The sequence below is a fragment of the Streptosporangium canum genome, from assembly GCF_900113865.1.
Lineage (GTDB): Bacteria > Actinomycetota > Actinomycetes > Streptosporangiales > Streptosporangiaceae > Streptosporangium > Streptosporangium canum.
The window spans coordinates 407,047-422,273 of sequence record NZ_FOQY01000003.1 but is presented as its reverse complement, the minus strand read 5'-3'; the positions used below and the strand labels follow the sequence as shown (position 1 = coordinate 422,273).

Here is a 15,227-nt window from a genome sequence, read left to right as displayed (position 1 = left end):
GGGCAGGAGGCACTACAACACTCGTGGTAGCCGAGGGGCTGACAGGGCAGGCGAGCTGAGACAAGCTGTCTGCAGGAGGCCATCATGATCGCTCGTCGCTTAGCCGTGCCGCTCGCCGGGATCCTGGCCGGTGGCTCCGTCCTGCTGGTGCAACCCGCCGTGGCGGCGTCGCCGCCGGGCCAGGTGTCGCCGCCGGGCCAGGCGGAGAAGAGACCCGTCGCCGAGGGGTACGGCGGGGCGGTCGCGACCGTCGACCTGGACGCGAGCGAGGCCGCGCTGGGGGTGCTGCGCCGGGGCGGCAACGCGGTCGACGCGGCCGTCGCGGCGGCGGCCACGCTGGGGGTGACCGAGCCCTACTCGGCCGGGCTGGCCGGGGGCGGGTTCCTCGTCTACTACGACGCCCGGCACCGGAAGGTCCACACGATCGACGGCAGGGAGACGGCGCCCCGGGCGATGACCGCGACGTCCCTGGAAGGCATCGCGTTCGACGAGGCGGTCACCAGCGGGCTGTCGGCGGGGGTGCCGGGCAGCGTGGCGCAGTGGGAGCTGGCCCTGCGCCGGTTCGGCACGCTCCCGCTCGGACAGGCGCTCAAACCCGCGATCAAGGTGGCCTCCGAGGGGTTCACCGTCGACCAGACCTTCTACGACCAGACCGCCGCCAACGCGGCCCGGTTCAAGGACTTCACCTCCACCGCCAAGCTGTACCTCCCCGGCGGCGCCCCGCCACCGGTCGGCTCCACCTTCCGCAACCCCGAGCTCGCCGACACCTACCGCCGGCTCGGCAGGGAGGGCGGCGGCTGGCTGTACGGGGGGCGGCTCGGCTCGGAGGTCGTGGCCACGGTGAAGAGCCCGCCGGTCACGCCCGGCTCCACCCGTAACGTACGGCCCGGCCTGATGGAACTGTCCGACCTGCGGGCCTACCGGGCGATCGAGCGGCCACCCACGAAGGTGACCTACAAGGGCATGGACGTGTACGGCATGGCGCCCCCGTCCTCGGGCGGCTCGACGGTCGGTGAGGCGCTCAACATCCTGGAGGCCCTTCCCGAGGTCGGCGTGCACGAGTATCTGGAGGCCTCCCGGCTCTCGTTCGCCGACCGGGGCAAGTATGTCGGCGACATCCCGGGCGTGCCGCTGAAGGAGTTGCTGTCCGACGGGTTCGCCAAGGAGCGCGCCTGCCTGGTCGGAGACCGGGCGCTGCCGCACCCGGCCCCGGCGGGAGACCCCGACGGCGCCTACGGGCCGTGCCGGGCGGCGTCCCCGGCGCAGGCCACCCCGACGCCCGCCGAAGGGCCGGAGACCACCCACCTGGTCGTGACGGACCGCTGGGGCAACGTGGTCGCCTACAACATCACCATCGAGTCCACCGGCGGCAACGGCATCGTCGTTCCCGGCCGGGGCTTCCTGCTCAACAACGAGCTGACCGACTTCACCTTCGGGCCCGCCCCGGGTGACCCCAACCTGCCCGCGCCCGGCAAGCGTCCCCGCTCCTCGATGGCTCCGACGATCGTCCTGGCCGACGGCAGGCCGCTGCTCGCGCTCGGCTCGCCGGGCGGCTCCACGATCATCACCACGGTTCTGCAGATCCTGGTCAACCGCTGGGACCTCGGCATGTCGCTGCCGGACGCGCTGGCCGCCCCCCGCGCCACCCAGCGCAACACCGCCCAGACCCAGGCCGAGCAGGGCTTCATCGACCGCTACGGCACCGGGCTCACGGCCAAGGGGCACAGCCTCGTGCTGAACCCGGAGATCGGTGCGGCCACCGCCGTGGAGTTCCTCCGCCACGGCAGGCTCCAGGCCGTCGCCGAGCCCACCCGGAGGGGCGGCGGCAGCGCCCTGGTGGTGAGCGAGCGCCGGTAGGACCCTTCTCCCACCCGGCGCTCCGTCAGGGGGCGGACGGCCGGACGCACTCCAGGGCGGCGCGGACCTCCGAGGCGGGGTCGCCCGCGTGGTAGCGCCGCTCGCTCGGCTCGATGTTGTCCAGGAACTCCTGGTATCTCACGGCGTACGCCAGGTGGGCGAGCGGTTCGGCGAGGGCCAGCGCGCGGGCCGGGTCGGAGCCGGGAACGCGGGCCGACCACGCCTCGGCCCAGGCGCCGGCCGCCCGCGCCGACCGCTCGCCGCCGTGCACGAAGTCGCGCATCCGCAGGCCGTCCAGCACGGGGTGCCCGAAATGGCTGTCGGCGAAGTCCACCATGACCGTGCGCCGCCCGTCCGACCTCACGTTGCCGGGATGGAAGTCGCCGTGCACCACGGTGTACGGCAGGCCGCACGCCTCCAGCGAGGAGACGAGCGCCGGCAGCCGTCCGGCCAGCCGGCGGGCCGACGACAGCTCGCCGGCGCTCAGCTCTCCGGCCACCTCGCCGTCGAGCAGCTCGTCGACCATGCCGGCGAGCACCTGCGGCCGGCGGTCGAGCAGCCCGTCGGGGATCCCCTCCCTCCGTTCCGCGAGCGCGGCCTGCGCCGCGACCAGCCGGCGGACCGCACCGCCGATGACGTCCTCGGACGCGTCCCAGCAGTCCGCTCCGGGCACGTGCTCCAGCAGCACCCGCCGGTGTGCCGGGTCGGCGGCCAGCACGGCGGGCACGGAGTCGGGGTCCACCTGGGCGAACGTCTCGATCACGCGCGCCTCGCAGGCCGCGAACCCAGGGGTGATCTTGAGCCAGGCAGGGCCCCGCGAGGTCGGCAGCCGGAACAGCCCGGACAGGTTCCACGTCCTCACCTGCCCGGCCGGTCCGGTCGGCGGCCGGCCCGAGGCGCGGAGCGCGGAATCCGCCCAGTCCAGCGCCTCACGCACGCCCGAGGCCGTGGCCCAGGCGGCCCGCCGCGAGGACGGGCCCGTCAGGTCGCCGGAACCGTCGGGCCAGGGCGACGGCAGGTCGTGGCGGGGAGGTCCCGGCGCTTCGACGTGGTAGGTCACGTGCCCGTCCCGCGCGCCCTCGCCGCCGTCGGCGTCGAGCAGGCGGAGCACCGTCACGGGCACGCCGAGCGCCGGTTCCAGATGTGCGACGACCGGCTCGACATCGGCCCACCAGGGGCTGTCCACCGGAAACGGGCCGACGACCCCGAGCCGCCGGTCGCCGACGGTCACCAGCGCGCTGACCGTCCGGCCTGATCCTCGATCCATCCGGCCAGTCTGCTCGCCGGCACGGCGGGCGGGCGAACGGTTTTCCGCGCCGGGAGGCCGCCCGGAGGTCGGCTGTGAGGTGGGGAGTGGTGGGGCAGGGAGCCCCGGACGGTGGGTCGGTCGCCTACGACGCCGGCTCCTTTCCCTGCGACGGCTCCCCGGTCTGCGCCGTCCCGTCCCCCGGCTCGGGCTCCTGGACGTAGGCCGGGGGCGTCCCGTGCTCCGTCCACTCGGCGTTGACGTTGGAGGCGTTGACCGGCCTCATGTCCGCGGCCACGTAGATCTCCAGGGCGAAGGCCATCGCCACCACGAACATCACGGCGACGCCGGGGAACCCCCCGATGGCCTGGGTGCCCTTCCAGGCGGCCGCCCCCACCAGGGCGGACGCCGGCAGGGTGATCAGCCACACCGCCGCCATCCGGGACGCCAGAGCCCACCGGATCCTGCGCCTTCCCAGTCCCGAGCCCAGGATCGAGCCACAGCACACGTGGGTGGTCGCCAGCGGGAAGCCGGCGTTCGACGCGGCGAGGATCATCGCGGCCGAGGACGCCTCCGCGGCGAACCCCTGCGGGCTCGCGATGTGCATCAGCCCCTTGCCGACGGTCCGGATGATCCGCCATCCGCCGACATAGGTCCCCAGGGCCAGCGCGGCCGCGCTGCTCACGATCACCCACGTCGGCACGGTGGCGCCGTCGCCGATCGCGCCGCCGGCGATCAGTGCCAGCGTGATGACGCCCATGGTGTTCTGGGCGTCGTTGCTGCCGTGGGCCAGCGACACCAGTGAGGCCGAGCCGATCTGCCCGATCCGGAACCCCCGGTCGCGCAGGCGGCCGGACACCTTCCTGGTGATCCGGTAGACGAGGTAGGTGCCGGTGGCCGCCACGAGAACGGCCGCCAGCGGCGAGAAGACCGCCGGGACGAGGACGTCCGACACGATCCTCTGACCATGGACCGCGGAGGTGCCCGCCGAGACGAGGGTCGCCCCCACCACGCCGCCGATGAGGGCGTGGGACGAGCTTGACGGAAGGCCGAAGTACCAGGTCACCAGGTTCCACACCAGCCCGCCCAGCAGGCCGGCGAAGACGACCGTCAGCGTGATCGCGTCACCGTCGACGATCCTCTCGGCGATCGTGGCCGCCACCTTCAGTGACAGGAAGGCTCCGACGAAGTTCAGGGCTGCCGCCAGCGCGACGGCCATGTGCGGCCGCAGCGCCCCGGTCACGATGGACGTCGCCATCGCGTTGGCGGTGTCATGGAAGCCGTTGCTGAAGGCGAAGGCCAGCGCCGTCGCGACCACGACGAACAGCAGCAGCGGGCCTACGTCCATACCCATGCCCTGATCTGCTTCGGCGATGGATAATCCACAATTCCCGTAAAATTCAGGGCGGGGACCCGGCTCCGCCTGCGCGGCCGTGCCCGGAGGGGCGCCGAGAATCAGTGGATGAGCTCGTAGGCCTCGGGCCGCATCTTCCGGGTGCGCGCCCAGTACTCGAAGGTGAAGCCCGGCCAGACCGTCCGGTTCACGCCGTGCTCGTCCAGATACCAGCTCCTGCAGCCGCCCTCGTTCCAGACCAGGTCGTGCAGGCGGCTCTGGAGGCGGTCGTTGAACTCGCGCTGGACCTCGGGCCGGACGTCCAGGGCTCTGGCCCCGGTCCTCGACAGCAGGCGCAGGCAGTCGATCACGTAGCGGACCTGAGACTCGATCATGAAGACGACCGAGTTGTGACCCAGGCCGGTGTTGGGGCCGAGCAGGAAGAACAGGTTCGGGAACCCGGCGGTGGTGATCCCGTAGTAGGCCTCGATGCCGTCCTGCCAGGCCTCCTGGATCTTCCGCCCGTGCCTGCCGACGATCCGCTGCTCGTTCAACGCGTCGGTGACCTTGAACCCGGTGCCGTAGACGATCACATCCACCTCGATCTCCCGGCCGGTGGAGTCGATGATCGAGTTCTCCCGGATCTCGGCCGCCCCGTCGGTGATCACTTCGACGTTGTCCCTGTTCAGAGCGGGATAGTAGTCGTTGGAGATGAGGATGCGCTTGCAGCCGATCGTGTAGTCGGGGGTCAGCTTGGCGCGCAGTTCCGGGTCGGGGACCTGCTTGGCCAGGTGGCGCAGGGCCATCGTCTGGTGCGGCTTCATCAGGCGCGGGTCGATGGTGAAGCCGAGCGCGCGGGTCTCCAGCGCCCAGTAGATCGAGTTGCGCAGCGCCCGCGCGGCGCCGGGCAGGGCGAGGGCCTTCTTCATCCGGGGCGAGATGGGGAAGTCGGGCTTGGACTGGATCCACGGGGGCGTCCGCTGGAACAGGTGGAGCCGGGAGACCTGCCGGGCGATCCGCGGCACGAACTGGACGGCCGAGGCGCCGGTGCCGATCACCGCGACCCGCTTGCCGGTCAGGTCCACCGAGTGGTCCCACTCGGCCGAGTGGAAGGAGGGGCCCCGGAAGCTCTCGCGGCCCGGGATCTCCGGGAGTGACGGCACGTGCAGCGCGCCGATCCCCGAGACCACCGCGTTGGTGGTGAACGTCCCGCCGTCGCCGGTGCTCACCCGCCAGTGGCCGGCGGCGTCGTCGTACTCCAGGCCGACGACCTCCTTGCCGAACCGGAAGTGCGGTGCCAGGCCGTACTTGGCGACGCATGCCCGCATGTAGTCCCGGATCTCGCTCTGCGGGGAGAACATGCGCGACCAGCCGGGGTTGAGCTCGAAGGAGAAGGAGTACATGTGCGAGGGGACGTCGCAGGCGCAGCCCGGGTAGGTGTTGTCCCGCCAGGTGCCGCCGATGTCGGCCGCCTTCTCCAGGATCACGAAGTCGTGGTAGCCGGCTTCCTTCAGCTTGATCGCCATGCCCAGCCCGGCGAAGCCGGAGCCGATGATCGTTATCCCGGGACGCGTGCTCATACGGTCTCCCTGCTGGCTCTCCTGGCGGCGCATGGGTCTGGAGCCTCCTGGCGTACGGCGCGGTCCCGGTGACGAGGGCGCTCCGCACTATTGGACGACTCGTCCAATGTAATCGGCGGATCCCCGCGTCGTCCATACTCGGAGCCGGTGAGTCGCCTCACACCGACCGGTCGGTATGCATCCTTCCCCGAGCGGCGTGGAAAGTCTCCCGGGGAACGCGAAAAGCGCCGAGGGCGATGCCGTCGGCGCTGTCGGTCGTCCGATCCCTAGAGGATCAGATAGGCGGCTATGGCGGCGACGACCAGCACCGCGACCGCCACGGCGATCGGCACGGCCGGCGACCGCTTCTGGGGGGCGGCCTCCGGCTCCTTCCGCTGAGCGAAGGCGCGGAACTGCTGGGTGTTGCCGGCCGGGTCAATCTGAGGATCGGACATGGGGTCGACTTTAGCGATACGGGATGCCCTGCGACACCGATTTGTGCCACTTTCGCGGAGCGCCGGTGACGCGTGGGACCTGCGACACCCATGAGGTGCGGTACTGGGGACAGGACCGCCGACCGGGGCGGATAGCGTGGTGTCATGCTCCGGATCCTGTTCTCTCCTCGCGTGCTGGTGCTCCACCTGCTCGCGATCGGAGCGCTTGTCGTGTGCGGACTGCTCGGCCGCTGGCAGCTCGGCGTCTTCGAGGACTCCGGCAAGCCCCAGGCGACCCGGGACCCCGCCCCGGTGGCGGTCGGCACCCTCACCCAGCCCGGCAGGCACCTGACGAGTGACGCGGTCAGCCGCCAGGTGACGGCGGAGGGGACCTTCGACGGGTCCAAGCAGCTCCTGGTGGCCGAACGGGACGGCGGCCTGTGGCTGCTCACCCCGCTCGACCTCGGCGACGGCACCTCGATCCCCGTCGTGCGCGGCTGGGTGCCCCAGCCCGGCGACCCGGCCGTCGCCGTACCGGCGGGCAAGGTGACCGTCACCGGACGGCTGCAGCCCTCGGAGGCCACCGACAGCGTGCAGCGCCGTATCCGGCAACTGCCGCAGGGCCAGGTGCTGACCGTGTCGTCGGCCGAGCTGGTCAACCTGTGGCGGGGCGCGAAACTGCGCGACGGGTTCGTGGTGGCCGGTGCGCAGTCACCGGCCCCGGCCGTCGCGGCCAAGCCGGTGAGCGTGTCCCCGCCGACCGTGTCCGGCGCCATCACCTGGCGCAACCTCGCCTACGCCGCCCAGTGGTGGATCTTCGGCCTGTTCGCGGTCTTCATGTGGTGGCACTTCGTGCGCGACATCCTGCGCGGCCGTACGGCGGAGCCGGAGCGGAAGCCCGGCCCCGAACCGGCCGCCGCCTGAGGCCGCATATCGTTTCAGTGTCCGAACCCCAAGACCGAGGTAGATGACCGTGGACTCCGCCCTCAAGCCCTTCCGCATCCTGGCGTACGTCGTCGGCGTGATGCTGCTCGTCCTGGTCACGTGCATCGTGCTCAGGTACGGGTTCGACATCGAGGGCCCGTCGAAGATCGTCTCTCCGATCCACGGCTTCCTCTACATGCTCTACCTGGTGGCCGCGATGAACCTGGGCATGAAGGCCCGCTGGTCGTGGCCGTACATCGTGGGCGTGATGCTGGCGGGCACCGTGCCGCTGCTGTCGTTCGTGTTCGAGCGCAAGGTCACCCGGCGCGTGGCGGCCGAGCTCGCGGCGGCCCCGACGCCCGCCTGACCCGCCGACGCCCGCCTGACCCGCCGGCGCGCGGCGGCCCCGACGCCGGGCCGCCCCGACGGCCACCGGCTACGGCCGCCCGCCACCGGCTACGGCCGCCCGACGTCCACCGGCTCACGGCCGGCGGGCCGGGGCCCGCTCCCCGGTGGGAAGCGAGCCTTCCGGCGCCGCGTCAGCGGCCCAGGCCGCGCCTGCGGGCGCGCTTGAGCCGCTCGCGCTGGGACGGATCGAGCATCAGGTAGCCGACGACCGGGGCGGCGACGACGCCAAGGACGACCAGCAGGGTCAGCCAGCCGGGCAGGAGCAGCCACGCCAGGACCACAGCTACCCCGGCGCCGATCGCGTATTTCTGGACGGGCGACATCCTCAACATCCTCCGAACGCGGAGCCGACGCCCCGCCTCTGTTCATTCTGCGTCTTCCGTCCAACGTGTGGGTCCGTCGCCGCGTTCCATCCGAGATATATCGTGATTATCCGGCCGGTGCCCTGAGCGTCGCGCCGCCGCGGGGGCCGGCGTCCGTCGCGGCGGGCGCCAGGGCCACCCCGTCCACGGCCGTATGGTCCCGATCGTCCCGTCAAGGAATGGGCCGAACTATCCATGGCAAGATCGAGTTGGTTGGCTTGGCACTTCGTCAGCGGATTCGAGGCGGCACCGGAGGACGGATCGTGAGCGGCACCGAGCGGCGAACGGCGCGGGCTGAGCTCAGTGCGATCGGGCAGGCGCTGGCGATCCTGGGGGACCGGTGGGTCCTGCTCATCCTGCAGCGGGCCTTCCTGCTGCGGATCCGGACCTTCGCCGGGTGGCGGGACGCGCTGGGGATCTCCGAGTCGGTGCTCGCGGCCAGGCTCAAGGAGCTGGTCGATCACGGGATCTTCGAGCTGGCCGCCTACCGCGACGGGCGGACGCGCTACGAATACCGGCTGACGGAGCGGGGACTGCGCCTGTGGACGCTGCTGGTGGCCATCCACTCATGGGAGCGGGACTGGGCGGACCGGGGGCGGCTCCCGCCGCTCCTGCACCACCTGTGCGGCCACGCCGCGGAGCCGTACCTCGGGTGCGGCGCGTGCCGGGAACCGATGAGCGCCCGCGACACCCGCACCGAGCCCGGCCCGCCGGCCGCCTTCTCCCGGATCGGCCCGCCCCGCCGGCACCGGCGCACGGTCCGCCCCGACGCCGTCCCCGACCTGATCGGCTACTGCCCGGACTCGATGGAGATCCTCGGCGACCGCTGGAGCACCGGCATCCTGGTCGGCGCCTTCCTGGGCACCCGCCGCTTCGTCGACTTCCAGGCGGGCCTCGGCATCGCCCCCTCGGTCCTCACCGACCGCCTGCGCCGCTTCGTCGAGCTCGGAGTGTTCGACCCGCGCCCCGACGGCTCCTACCGCCTCACCGGCAAGGGCCTGGCCTTCTTCGAGGTCTTCGCCTTCCTGGTCGACTGGGCCCAGCACGAGCTCCCCGCCCCCGAAGGCTCCGCCCTGGCCGTCACCCACCGCCCCTGCGGCGCCTCCCTCGATCCGGTCCTGCTCTGCGCGGCCTGCGCCCAGCCCCTGCGCCGCCGGGAGGTGCACTTCGTCCTCGACGACTTCCGCACCGCGGTCGACTCCACCGGCCCCCCTCGATAGGCTGCCCCATCACCGGCCACGGCACGGGAGTCCGCACGCATGCGCTGTCACATGGCCGCGGCCAGGGCTCTGGCGGTCCTGTCCGTGCTGCTGACCGTCGTGGTCGCGTGCGGCGCCGGCGGGCCCCGGCCGTCGGCGCTGCTGATCGCCACCGGCCAGCACGGGGGCGTCTACCTCGACTACGGCACCGGGCTCGCCAAGGCCGTCTCCAGCGCCCTTCCCGGGATCCGCCCGCAGGTGCTGACCACCGGCGCCTCGGTGGACAACCTGAGGTTGATCACGGCCCGGCGGGCCGACGTCGCGTTCGCCCTGGCCGACTCGGCGGCGCTCGCCGTACAGGGCGCCCCGCCCTTCGACCGCCCGCAACCGGTGCGGGCGCTCGCCCGGCTGTACGACAACTACGTCCATCTGGTCGTCCAGGCCGATTCGGGCATCACGTCGCTGGCCGGGCTGCGCGGCAAGGCGATCGCCGGCGGCGCGGCCGGATCGGGGACGGAGGTCATCGTGGAACGGCTGCTGCGCGTCGCGGACCTCGATCCGGACCGGGATCTGACAGTCCGCAGCATGGACCTGGAGGCCTCGGCGGAGGCGCTGCGCGCCGGGACGATCGACGCGTTCTTCTTCTCCGGGGGGCTGCCCACCAAGACGATCAGCGAGCTCGCGGCCCGGCGGATCATCCGCCTCGTCGATCTGCGGTCGTACGCGGGCCCGATGAGGAGACGCCACGGCGAGTTCTACAGCGAGCGCACCATCCCCGCCTCCGCCTACGGTCTGCCGGAGAGCGGCACGATCGGCGTACCCGACTACCTGATCGTGCGGGAGGACATGGACGACACGCTGGCCTACGCCCTGACCGAGCTGCTGTTCACCCATCGCGAGGCCCTGGAGGAGGCGCATCCGGAGGCCCGCAGGCTCAACGTGCGCGCCGCGTTCTCGACGGACCCGGTCGCCCTGCATCCCGGCGCGGTCCGCTACTACCGCGGCACCCGGTTCTGAGGCTCCAGGCGGAGCCGGACCCTGACGTCCAGGCCGCGCGGCTCCCGCGCGAGCAGGTCGACGGAGCCGCCGGACGCCGTCACCAGAACCGCCACGATCGACAGGCCGAGCCCCGAGCCGCCCACGTTCTGGTGGGCGGGGGACCGCCAGAACCGCTCCAGCGCCCGCGTGAGGGCCTCCCCGGAAAGCCCCGGCCCGTCGTCGACGACGTGGACCTCCGCGAGGTCGCCCACCGGTTCGCCGTGCACCGTCACCTCCTTTGCCCCGAACTTCAGCGAGTTGTCGATCAGAGCGTCCAGCAGCTGGTCCAGTGCCTCGGGCACGGTCATGACAGGCCTGCCGACGCCGCCGGTACGGCGGAGCGTCACCCCGAGCTCCGCCGCCCGGGGGCGCCAGGCGTCCACCCGCCGGTCGGCGACGTCGTCGGCGTCGACCGCGACCAGGCCGGCTCCGGCCGTCTCGTCCTCGTGCCGCTGCGCGCGGGCGAGCGCGAGCAGCCCCTCCAGCGTGCGGGCCAGGCGGTCGGTCTCGTCGAGGGTGAGCTCGTGCTCGCGCAGGCCACTGGCGCGCAGGTGATCCGCGAGGTTCTCCACCCGCAGCCGCAGCACGCCGAGAGGGGTGCGCAGCTGGTGGCCGGCCTGGGAGACGAAGGCGCGCTGCCGGTCGAGCATGTCGGTCACGGTGTCCGCCATCACGTTGAAGGAGGCCGCCAGGCGCCGCAGCTCCGGCGGCCCGGTGGTGCGGGCGGCCCGGGCGTCCAGCCGCCCCTGCGTGATGTCGTGGGTGACCGCGTCGAGCTCGTGCACGGGACGGAGCGTCCAGCGGGCCAGGCGTCTGGCCGCGGCCCAGGTCAGGCCGAGCGCGGCCAGGCAGCCAACAACGATCATCGCCCACACCCTGGCGATCCGGCCGCGTAACCGGTCGGTGGGTCCGGCGGTGACCGCCGCCCCCACCACCTCCCCCTCCCGGATCACCGGCTCGACGATCACCAACTCCTCGCCCCGCCACGGCCAGATGGTCCCGAGCTCGGGCCGGTCCGCGGAGAGCCCCCGCTCGATCAGCTTCCGTGTCCGCGCGCCGGTGAGCGACAGGGCGGGCGGCCAGGCCGCGACGGCCCGCCCGTCCCGGTCGACCACCGCGGCGCCGATGCCGAACAGCTCGTGGTAGCGGGCGAGCTCGGCGCGTAGCCGTTCGCTCTGCCCGGTGCTCAGCGCGGGCTCGGCCAGCGAGGCGAACCGCAGGGTGTCGCCCTGCTGCTCGATGAAGGCGGTCTGGGTGCCGCTCGCGGCCACGTTGGCCGCGAGCGGCACCGTGAGCGCGACCAGCGACAGGGCCAGCAACGACATGTAAATGATCAGCAGGCGGCGGCGCATGTCAGGGTTTCCGTACGCGGTAGCCGATCCCGCGCACGGTCTCGATCAGCCCCGGCTCGCTCAGCTTCGCGCGGAGACTGGCCACGTGCACCTCCAGGGAGCGCGTGGCGCCGCCCCAGGTGGTCTGCCACACCTCGGCGAGGAGGCCCTCCCGGGTGACCACCGCTCCCTCCGCCCGGACCAGGGCCGCCAGCAGGTCGAACTCCTTGCGCGTCAGCGGGACCTCCACACCGTCCCGGCGGACCGACCGGCGGACCTGGTCCACCTCGACGGGGCCGACGCGGGCGGATCCGGCCGTCGCGTGGCGATGGCTCCTGACCCGCCGCATGACCGCTTCGATGCGCGCCTCCAGCTCGGCGATCCCGAACGGTTTGACGATGTAGTCGTCCGCGCCCGCCCGCAGGCCCCGGACGCGCTGCGCCTCCTCGCCCCGTGCCGTCACCACGATGATCCCGATCTGGGAGTCCGCGCGGACCTGGCGCAGCACGTCGACGCCGTCGACGTCGGGCAGGCCGAGATCCAGCAGCACCAGCTCCGCCGGGGCCGCGGCCAGCGCCTCACCCCCCGACCGGGCCCGTTCGACCTGGTGGCCGTGGCGCCGCAGAGCCGTCGTCAGCGCGTCGGCGAACCTGTCGTCGTCCTCGACGAGGAGGATGCGCATGTCCATATCTCCAGGGAGTCGAAGGCTCAACGGTAGCTCAGATCTGGGCGCGTACCCCTCGCCGTGCCGCGGCGCCGTCCGTAAGGTCACGGCAACCCCCGATCACAACGAAGGAGACGCGCTGTGAGCAGCACCGAAACAGGTCCTCACCTCGGCCAGGACGGACCGCCGGAGCGTCCGGCGGGCGAGCGGCGGGTCGTCGCCAACATCCTCAGGGGATCCGTCGGCAATCTCATCGAGTGGTACGACTGGTACACCTACGCCGCCTTCGCGATCTACTTCGCGCCCGTTTTCTTCCCCAAGGGGGACTCGACGGCACAGCTGCTGAACACCGCCGCCGTCTTCGCGGTCGGCTTCCTCATGCGGCCGCTGGGCGGCTGGCTGCTCGGCAGGTACGCCGACCGCTACGGCCGCCGCAACGGCCTGACGCTGTCGGTCCTCATGATGGCGGCCGGATCCCTGATCATCACGGTGGCTCCCGGCCACTCCTCCATCGGCGTCATGGCCCCGGTGCTCCTCGTGGCGGCCCGGTTGCTGCAGGGCCTCTCGGTCGGAGGGGAGTACTCCACCTCCGCCACCTACCTCTCCGAGGTCGCCACCCCGGGGAAACGCGGCTTCTACTCGAGCTTCCAGTACGTCACGCTCGTCGCGGGGCAGCTGGTCGCGCTCACCGTGCAGATCATCCTGCAGCAGCTGCTCACCGCCGGCCAGATGCAGGACTGGGGCTGGCGCATCGCCTTCGGCATCGGCACGCTCGGGGCGCTGGCGGTCATGTGGCTGCGCCGCGGCATGGAGGAGTCGGAGAGTTTCACCAGCCAGTCCCGGGCCGCCGGTCCGGTGCACGGGCAGGGCACGCTCCGCACCCTGATGGGGTATCCGAAAGAGGTCTTCACCGTCGTCGGGCTGACCCTCGGCGGGACCGTCGCCTTCTACACCTACACCACGTACATGCAGAAGTTCATGGTGAACACGGTGGGCATCGAGAAGGAGACGGTCTCCTGGATCAACTTCCTGGCCCTGCTCGTCTTCATCTGCCTGCAGCCGATCGCCGGAGCGCTGTCCGACCGGATCGGCCGCCGCGCGCTGCTGATGTTCTTCGGCGTCGGCGGGACGCTGCTCACCGTGCCGATCCTCACCCTGCTGTCCGGCACCGACAGCCCGGTGGGCGCGTTCTTCCTGATGCTGTCGGCTCTGTGCTTCGTGACCGGATACACCTCGATCAACGCGGTGGTGAAGGCGGAGATGTTCCCGACCCACATCCGGGCGCTCGGGGTCGGCCTGCCGTACGCGGTCACGGTGGCGCTCTTCGGCGGCACCGCGGAGTACGTGGCCCTCTGGTTCAAGCAGGCCGGCAACGAATCCCTGTTCTTCTGGTACGTCGCCGGGTGCGCACTGGTCTCCCTCGTCGTGTACGTCCGGATGTGGGAGACCTCCCGCAGATCCCACATCGATGGTCCGCAGCCGGAGGCGGCCACCGCGTCGTGAACGGCCGGCCCCCGCTTCAGCGCGCCCGGCTGAGGCTTTCGAGGACCCACCGGCCGGTCCGGAGCGCGGCCTCGCGGGTACCGCCGCGGGGGTCGGTCTCGCCGCCGCGCTGGTACTGGACGGCGACCACGAGGTTGGCCGCCCGGAAGACCACCCCCGTGTAGTAGGTGAGCTGGTTGGTGGCCTCCATGGCGTAGGCCTCCGCGGCGATCCCGGGCAGGGCTTTCGGGGGCCGGGTCAGGATGAGCGGCAGGCCCGTCGAGGTCTTCGTCCGGCCGCCGTCCCCCTTGAGGAAGCGCGTGTAGCCGGCGTGCGCCTTCTCGCCGGAGGAGAACCGGACGGTCTGGATCCAGAGCTGGTAGCGCATGTTCGTCGGCTGGCCGGTGTCGTCGCTCTTCCAGGCGCACCGGCCGGGCCCCTCCTTCGACGGGAGGGGGTTCAGTGACAGCTCGGCCGCCTGCTCCCTGGAGATGAGGGCGCAGGGGTCGGGAGCCTTGGCGAAGGAGGCGGGGAGCGGCACGGGGACGGTGGGCGCCGGGGCGGCCGGGCGGGGCCAGAGCCAGAAGGCGCCCGCGGCGACGGCGGCGACGGCCGCGGCGGCCGCGGCGATGACGAGGGGGCCGCGCCGGGAGCGGGAGGCGGCGGAGTGGGGAGCGGTGGAGTGGGGGGCGACCCGCTCAAGGGAAAGGCGGACCGAGGTGGCGTCGGGCCGGTGGGCGGGGTCGGCCGACAGCAGGCCTTCCACGAGCGGGGCCAGCGGCCCGGAACCGGTCGGACCGGCGGCGGGGGCGGCCAGCGGGGTCCCGTCCGCCATCCGGGGTACGGCCTGGGAACCGGTGTCCGGTGCCCGGCCCTCGATGGCGGTGAACAGGGTGGCGCCCAGGTCGCGCAGGTCACCGGCGGGTACGGGGTCCGCCACGCCGGTCAGCACGACCCGGCCGTCAGAGGTGAGCAGCACGGTCTCGGGCGTGGCCGCGAGCTGGAAGCCCCGCTCGTGGGCGGCGGTCAGTGCGTCCAGCACGCGCAGGCCGATCTCGGCCGCGCGCTCGGAGGAGAGCGGCCCGTCGGAGCGGACGGTCTGGATCAGCGAACGGCCCTCGACCGACTCCAGGACCAGCCACATCCGGTCGGGTGCGGAGATCACGTCGTGAAGGGTGGCGACGCCGGGGTGCCGGAGGTCCGCCGCCGCGCGGATCTGGCCGAGGAGCCAGTCGCGGTGCGGTCCCGGAGGCGGGAGCCGTACCTCGGTGATCGTGACGTCGCGGTTGAGCAGCTCGTCGCGGGCCCGCCAGGCGGTGCCCGTGCGGTCGCGGCGCTCCAGCAGCCGGTAACGCCCGGCGAGCAGGTTCGGGTCGCTCATGCCGACCAC

General features: G+C 72.4%; 14 protein-coding genes. 6 read left to right on the top strand and 8 right to left on the bottom strand.

Annotated features, from left to right (window positions below; all coding sequences use genetic code 11):
* Positions 1-84 precede the first annotated feature (84 nt).
* Entirely contained in the window at positions 85-1,857 is a 1,773-nt protein-coding gene (locus BM085_RS06540; protein ID WP_093886093.1) for a gamma-glutamyltransferase family protein, read from the top strand.
* 25 nt (positions 1,858-1,882) lie between these two features.
* On the opposite strand, the gene BM085_RS06535 is transcribed toward BM085_RS06540, so the two are convergent.
* From BM085_RS06535 to BM085_RS44225, 4 genes are all read right to left on the bottom strand, one after another.
* Positions 1,883-3,124 carry a phosphotransferase family protein gene (locus BM085_RS06535; protein WP_093886092.1) on the bottom strand — a complete coding sequence of 414 codons (1,242 nt, stop codon included), beginning with the start codon at positions 3,122-3,124 and terminating at the stop codon, positions 1,883-1,885.
* A 124-nt stretch (positions 3,125-3,248) separates the two neighbouring features.
* Positions 3,249-4,457, bottom strand: coding sequence for an inorganic phosphate transporter (locus BM085_RS06530; protein ID WP_245789155.1), 1,209 nt, complete (start codon positions 4,455-4,457; stop codon positions 3,249-3,251).
* Positions 4,458-4,558: 101 nt separating this feature from the next.
* The gene (locus tag BM085_RS06525) at positions 4,559-6,016 is read right to left on the bottom strand and encodes a flavin-containing monooxygenase (RefSeq protein ID WP_177244983.1); all 1,458 of its coding nucleotides are present in this window, start codon (positions 6,014-6,016) and stop codon (positions 4,559-4,561) included.
* A gap of 266 nt (positions 6,017-6,282) precedes the next feature.
* Positions 6,283-6,450, bottom strand: a complete 168-nt coding sequence (locus BM085_RS44225; RefSeq protein ID WP_177244982.1) for a hypothetical protein — start codon at positions 6,448-6,450, stop codon at positions 6,283-6,285.
* A gap of 144 nt (positions 6,451-6,594) precedes the next feature.
* Here BM085_RS44225 and BM085_RS06520 point away from each other — a divergent pair, with 144 nt between their 5' ends.
* Both BM085_RS06520 and BM085_RS06515 read left to right on the top strand, forming a co-directional pair.
* Positions 6,595-7,353, top strand: a complete 759-nt coding sequence (locus BM085_RS06520) for an SURF1 family protein (RefSeq protein WP_093886089.1) — start codon at positions 6,595-6,597, stop codon at positions 7,351-7,353.
* A gap of 43 nt (positions 7,354-7,396) precedes the next feature.
* Positions 7,397-7,720, top strand: a complete 324-nt coding sequence (locus BM085_RS06515) for a DUF3817 domain-containing protein (protein ID WP_245789154.1) — start codon at positions 7,397-7,399, stop codon at positions 7,718-7,720.
* Positions 7,721-7,892: 172 nt separating this feature from the next.
* On the opposite strand, the gene BM085_RS06510 is transcribed toward BM085_RS06515, so the two are convergent.
* The gene (locus tag BM085_RS06510; protein ID WP_012888270.1) at positions 7,893-8,084 is read right to left on the bottom strand and encodes a hypothetical protein; all 192 of its coding nucleotides are present in this window, start codon (positions 8,082-8,084) and stop codon (positions 7,893-7,895) included.
* A 302-nt stretch (positions 8,085-8,386) separates the two neighbouring features.
* On the opposite strand from BM085_RS06510, the gene BM085_RS06505 reads away from it, so the two are divergent.
* Positions 8,387-9,343 carry a winged helix-turn-helix transcriptional regulator gene (locus BM085_RS06505; protein ID WP_177244981.1) on the top strand — a complete coding sequence of 319 codons (957 nt, stop codon included), beginning with the start codon at positions 8,387-8,389 and terminating at the stop codon, positions 9,341-9,343.
* Between the two features lie 39 nt (positions 9,344-9,382).
* Positions 9,383-10,339 (top strand): TAXI family TRAP transporter solute-binding subunit, encoded by a 957-nt coding sequence (locus tag BM085_RS06500; RefSeq protein ID WP_093886087.1) that lies wholly within the window; start codon positions 9,383-9,385, stop codon positions 10,337-10,339.
* On the opposite strand, the gene BM085_RS06495 is transcribed toward BM085_RS06500, so the two are convergent.
* The gene (locus BM085_RS06495) at positions 10,318-11,712 is read right to left on the bottom strand and encodes a sensor histidine kinase (RefSeq protein WP_093886086.1); all 1,395 of its coding nucleotides are present in this window, start codon (positions 11,710-11,712) and stop codon (positions 10,318-10,320) included. The two genes, BM085_RS06500 and BM085_RS06495, sit on opposite strands and share 22 nt — an antisense overlap.
* Before the next feature lies 1 nt (position 11,713).
* Complete coding sequence (locus BM085_RS06490) at positions 11,714-12,373, bottom strand: response regulator transcription factor (RefSeq protein WP_093886164.1); 660 nt, start codon at positions 12,371-12,373, stop codon at positions 11,714-11,716.
* A 123-nt stretch (positions 12,374-12,496) separates the two neighbouring features.
* On the opposite strand from BM085_RS06490, the gene BM085_RS06485 reads away from it, so the two are divergent.
* Positions 12,497-13,858, top strand: a complete 1,362-nt coding sequence (locus tag BM085_RS06485; RefSeq protein WP_093886085.1) for an MFS transporter — start codon at positions 12,497-12,499, stop codon at positions 13,856-13,858.
* Between the two features lie 16 nt (positions 13,859-13,874).
* Here the strand turns inward: BM085_RS06485 and BM085_RS06480 are convergent, their stop codons facing one another.
* A complete protein-coding gene (locus BM085_RS06480) occupies positions 13,875-15,218 on the bottom strand; it encodes a serine/threonine-protein kinase (protein WP_143120828.1) in 1,344 nt (447 codons plus the stop codon).
* Positions 15,219-15,227: the final 9 nt, after the last annotated feature.

Coding starts and splice junctions, on each gene's coding strand:
- BM085_RS06540 (WP_093886093.1), top strand. CDS start 85: ATGATCGCTCGTCGCTTAGCCGTGCCGCTCGCCGGGATCCTGGCCGGT.
- BM085_RS06535 (WP_093886092.1), bottom strand. CDS start 3,124: ATGGATCGAGGATCAGGCCGGACGGTCAGCGCGCTGGTGACCGTCGGC.
- BM085_RS06530 (WP_245789155.1), bottom strand. CDS start 4,457: ATGGGTATGGACGTAGGCCCGCTGCTGCTGTTCGTCGTGGTCGCGACG.
- BM085_RS06525 (WP_177244983.1), bottom strand. CDS start 6,016: ATGAGCACGCGTCCCGGGATAACGATCATCGGCTCCGGCTTCGCCGGG.
- BM085_RS44225 (WP_177244982.1), bottom strand. CDS start 6,450: ATGTCCGATCCTCAGATTGACCCGGCCGGCAACACCCAGCAGTTCCGC.
- BM085_RS06520 (WP_093886089.1), top strand. CDS start 6,595: ATGCTCCGGATCCTGTTCTCTCCTCGCGTGCTGGTGCTCCACCTGCTC.
- BM085_RS06515 (WP_245789154.1), top strand. CDS start 7,397: ATGACCGTGGACTCCGCCCTCAAGCCCTTCCGCATCCTGGCGTACGTC.
- BM085_RS06510 (WP_012888270.1), bottom strand. CDS start 8,084: ATGTCGCCCGTCCAGAAATACGCGATCGGCGCCGGGGTAGCTGTGGTC.
- BM085_RS06500 (WP_093886087.1), top strand. CDS start 9,383: ATGCGCTGTCACATGGCCGCGGCCAGGGCTCTGGCGGTCCTGTCCGTG.
- BM085_RS06495 (WP_093886086.1), bottom strand. CDS start 11,712: ATGCGCCGCCGCCTGCTGATCATTTACATGTCGTTGCTGGCCCTGTCG.
- BM085_RS06490 (WP_093886164.1), bottom strand. CDS start 12,373: ATGCGCATCCTCCTCGTCGAGGACGACGACAGGTTCGCCGACGCGCTG.
- BM085_RS06480 (WP_143120828.1), bottom strand. CDS start 15,218: ATGAGCGACCCGAACCTGCTCGCCGGGCGTTACCGGCTGCTGGAGCGC.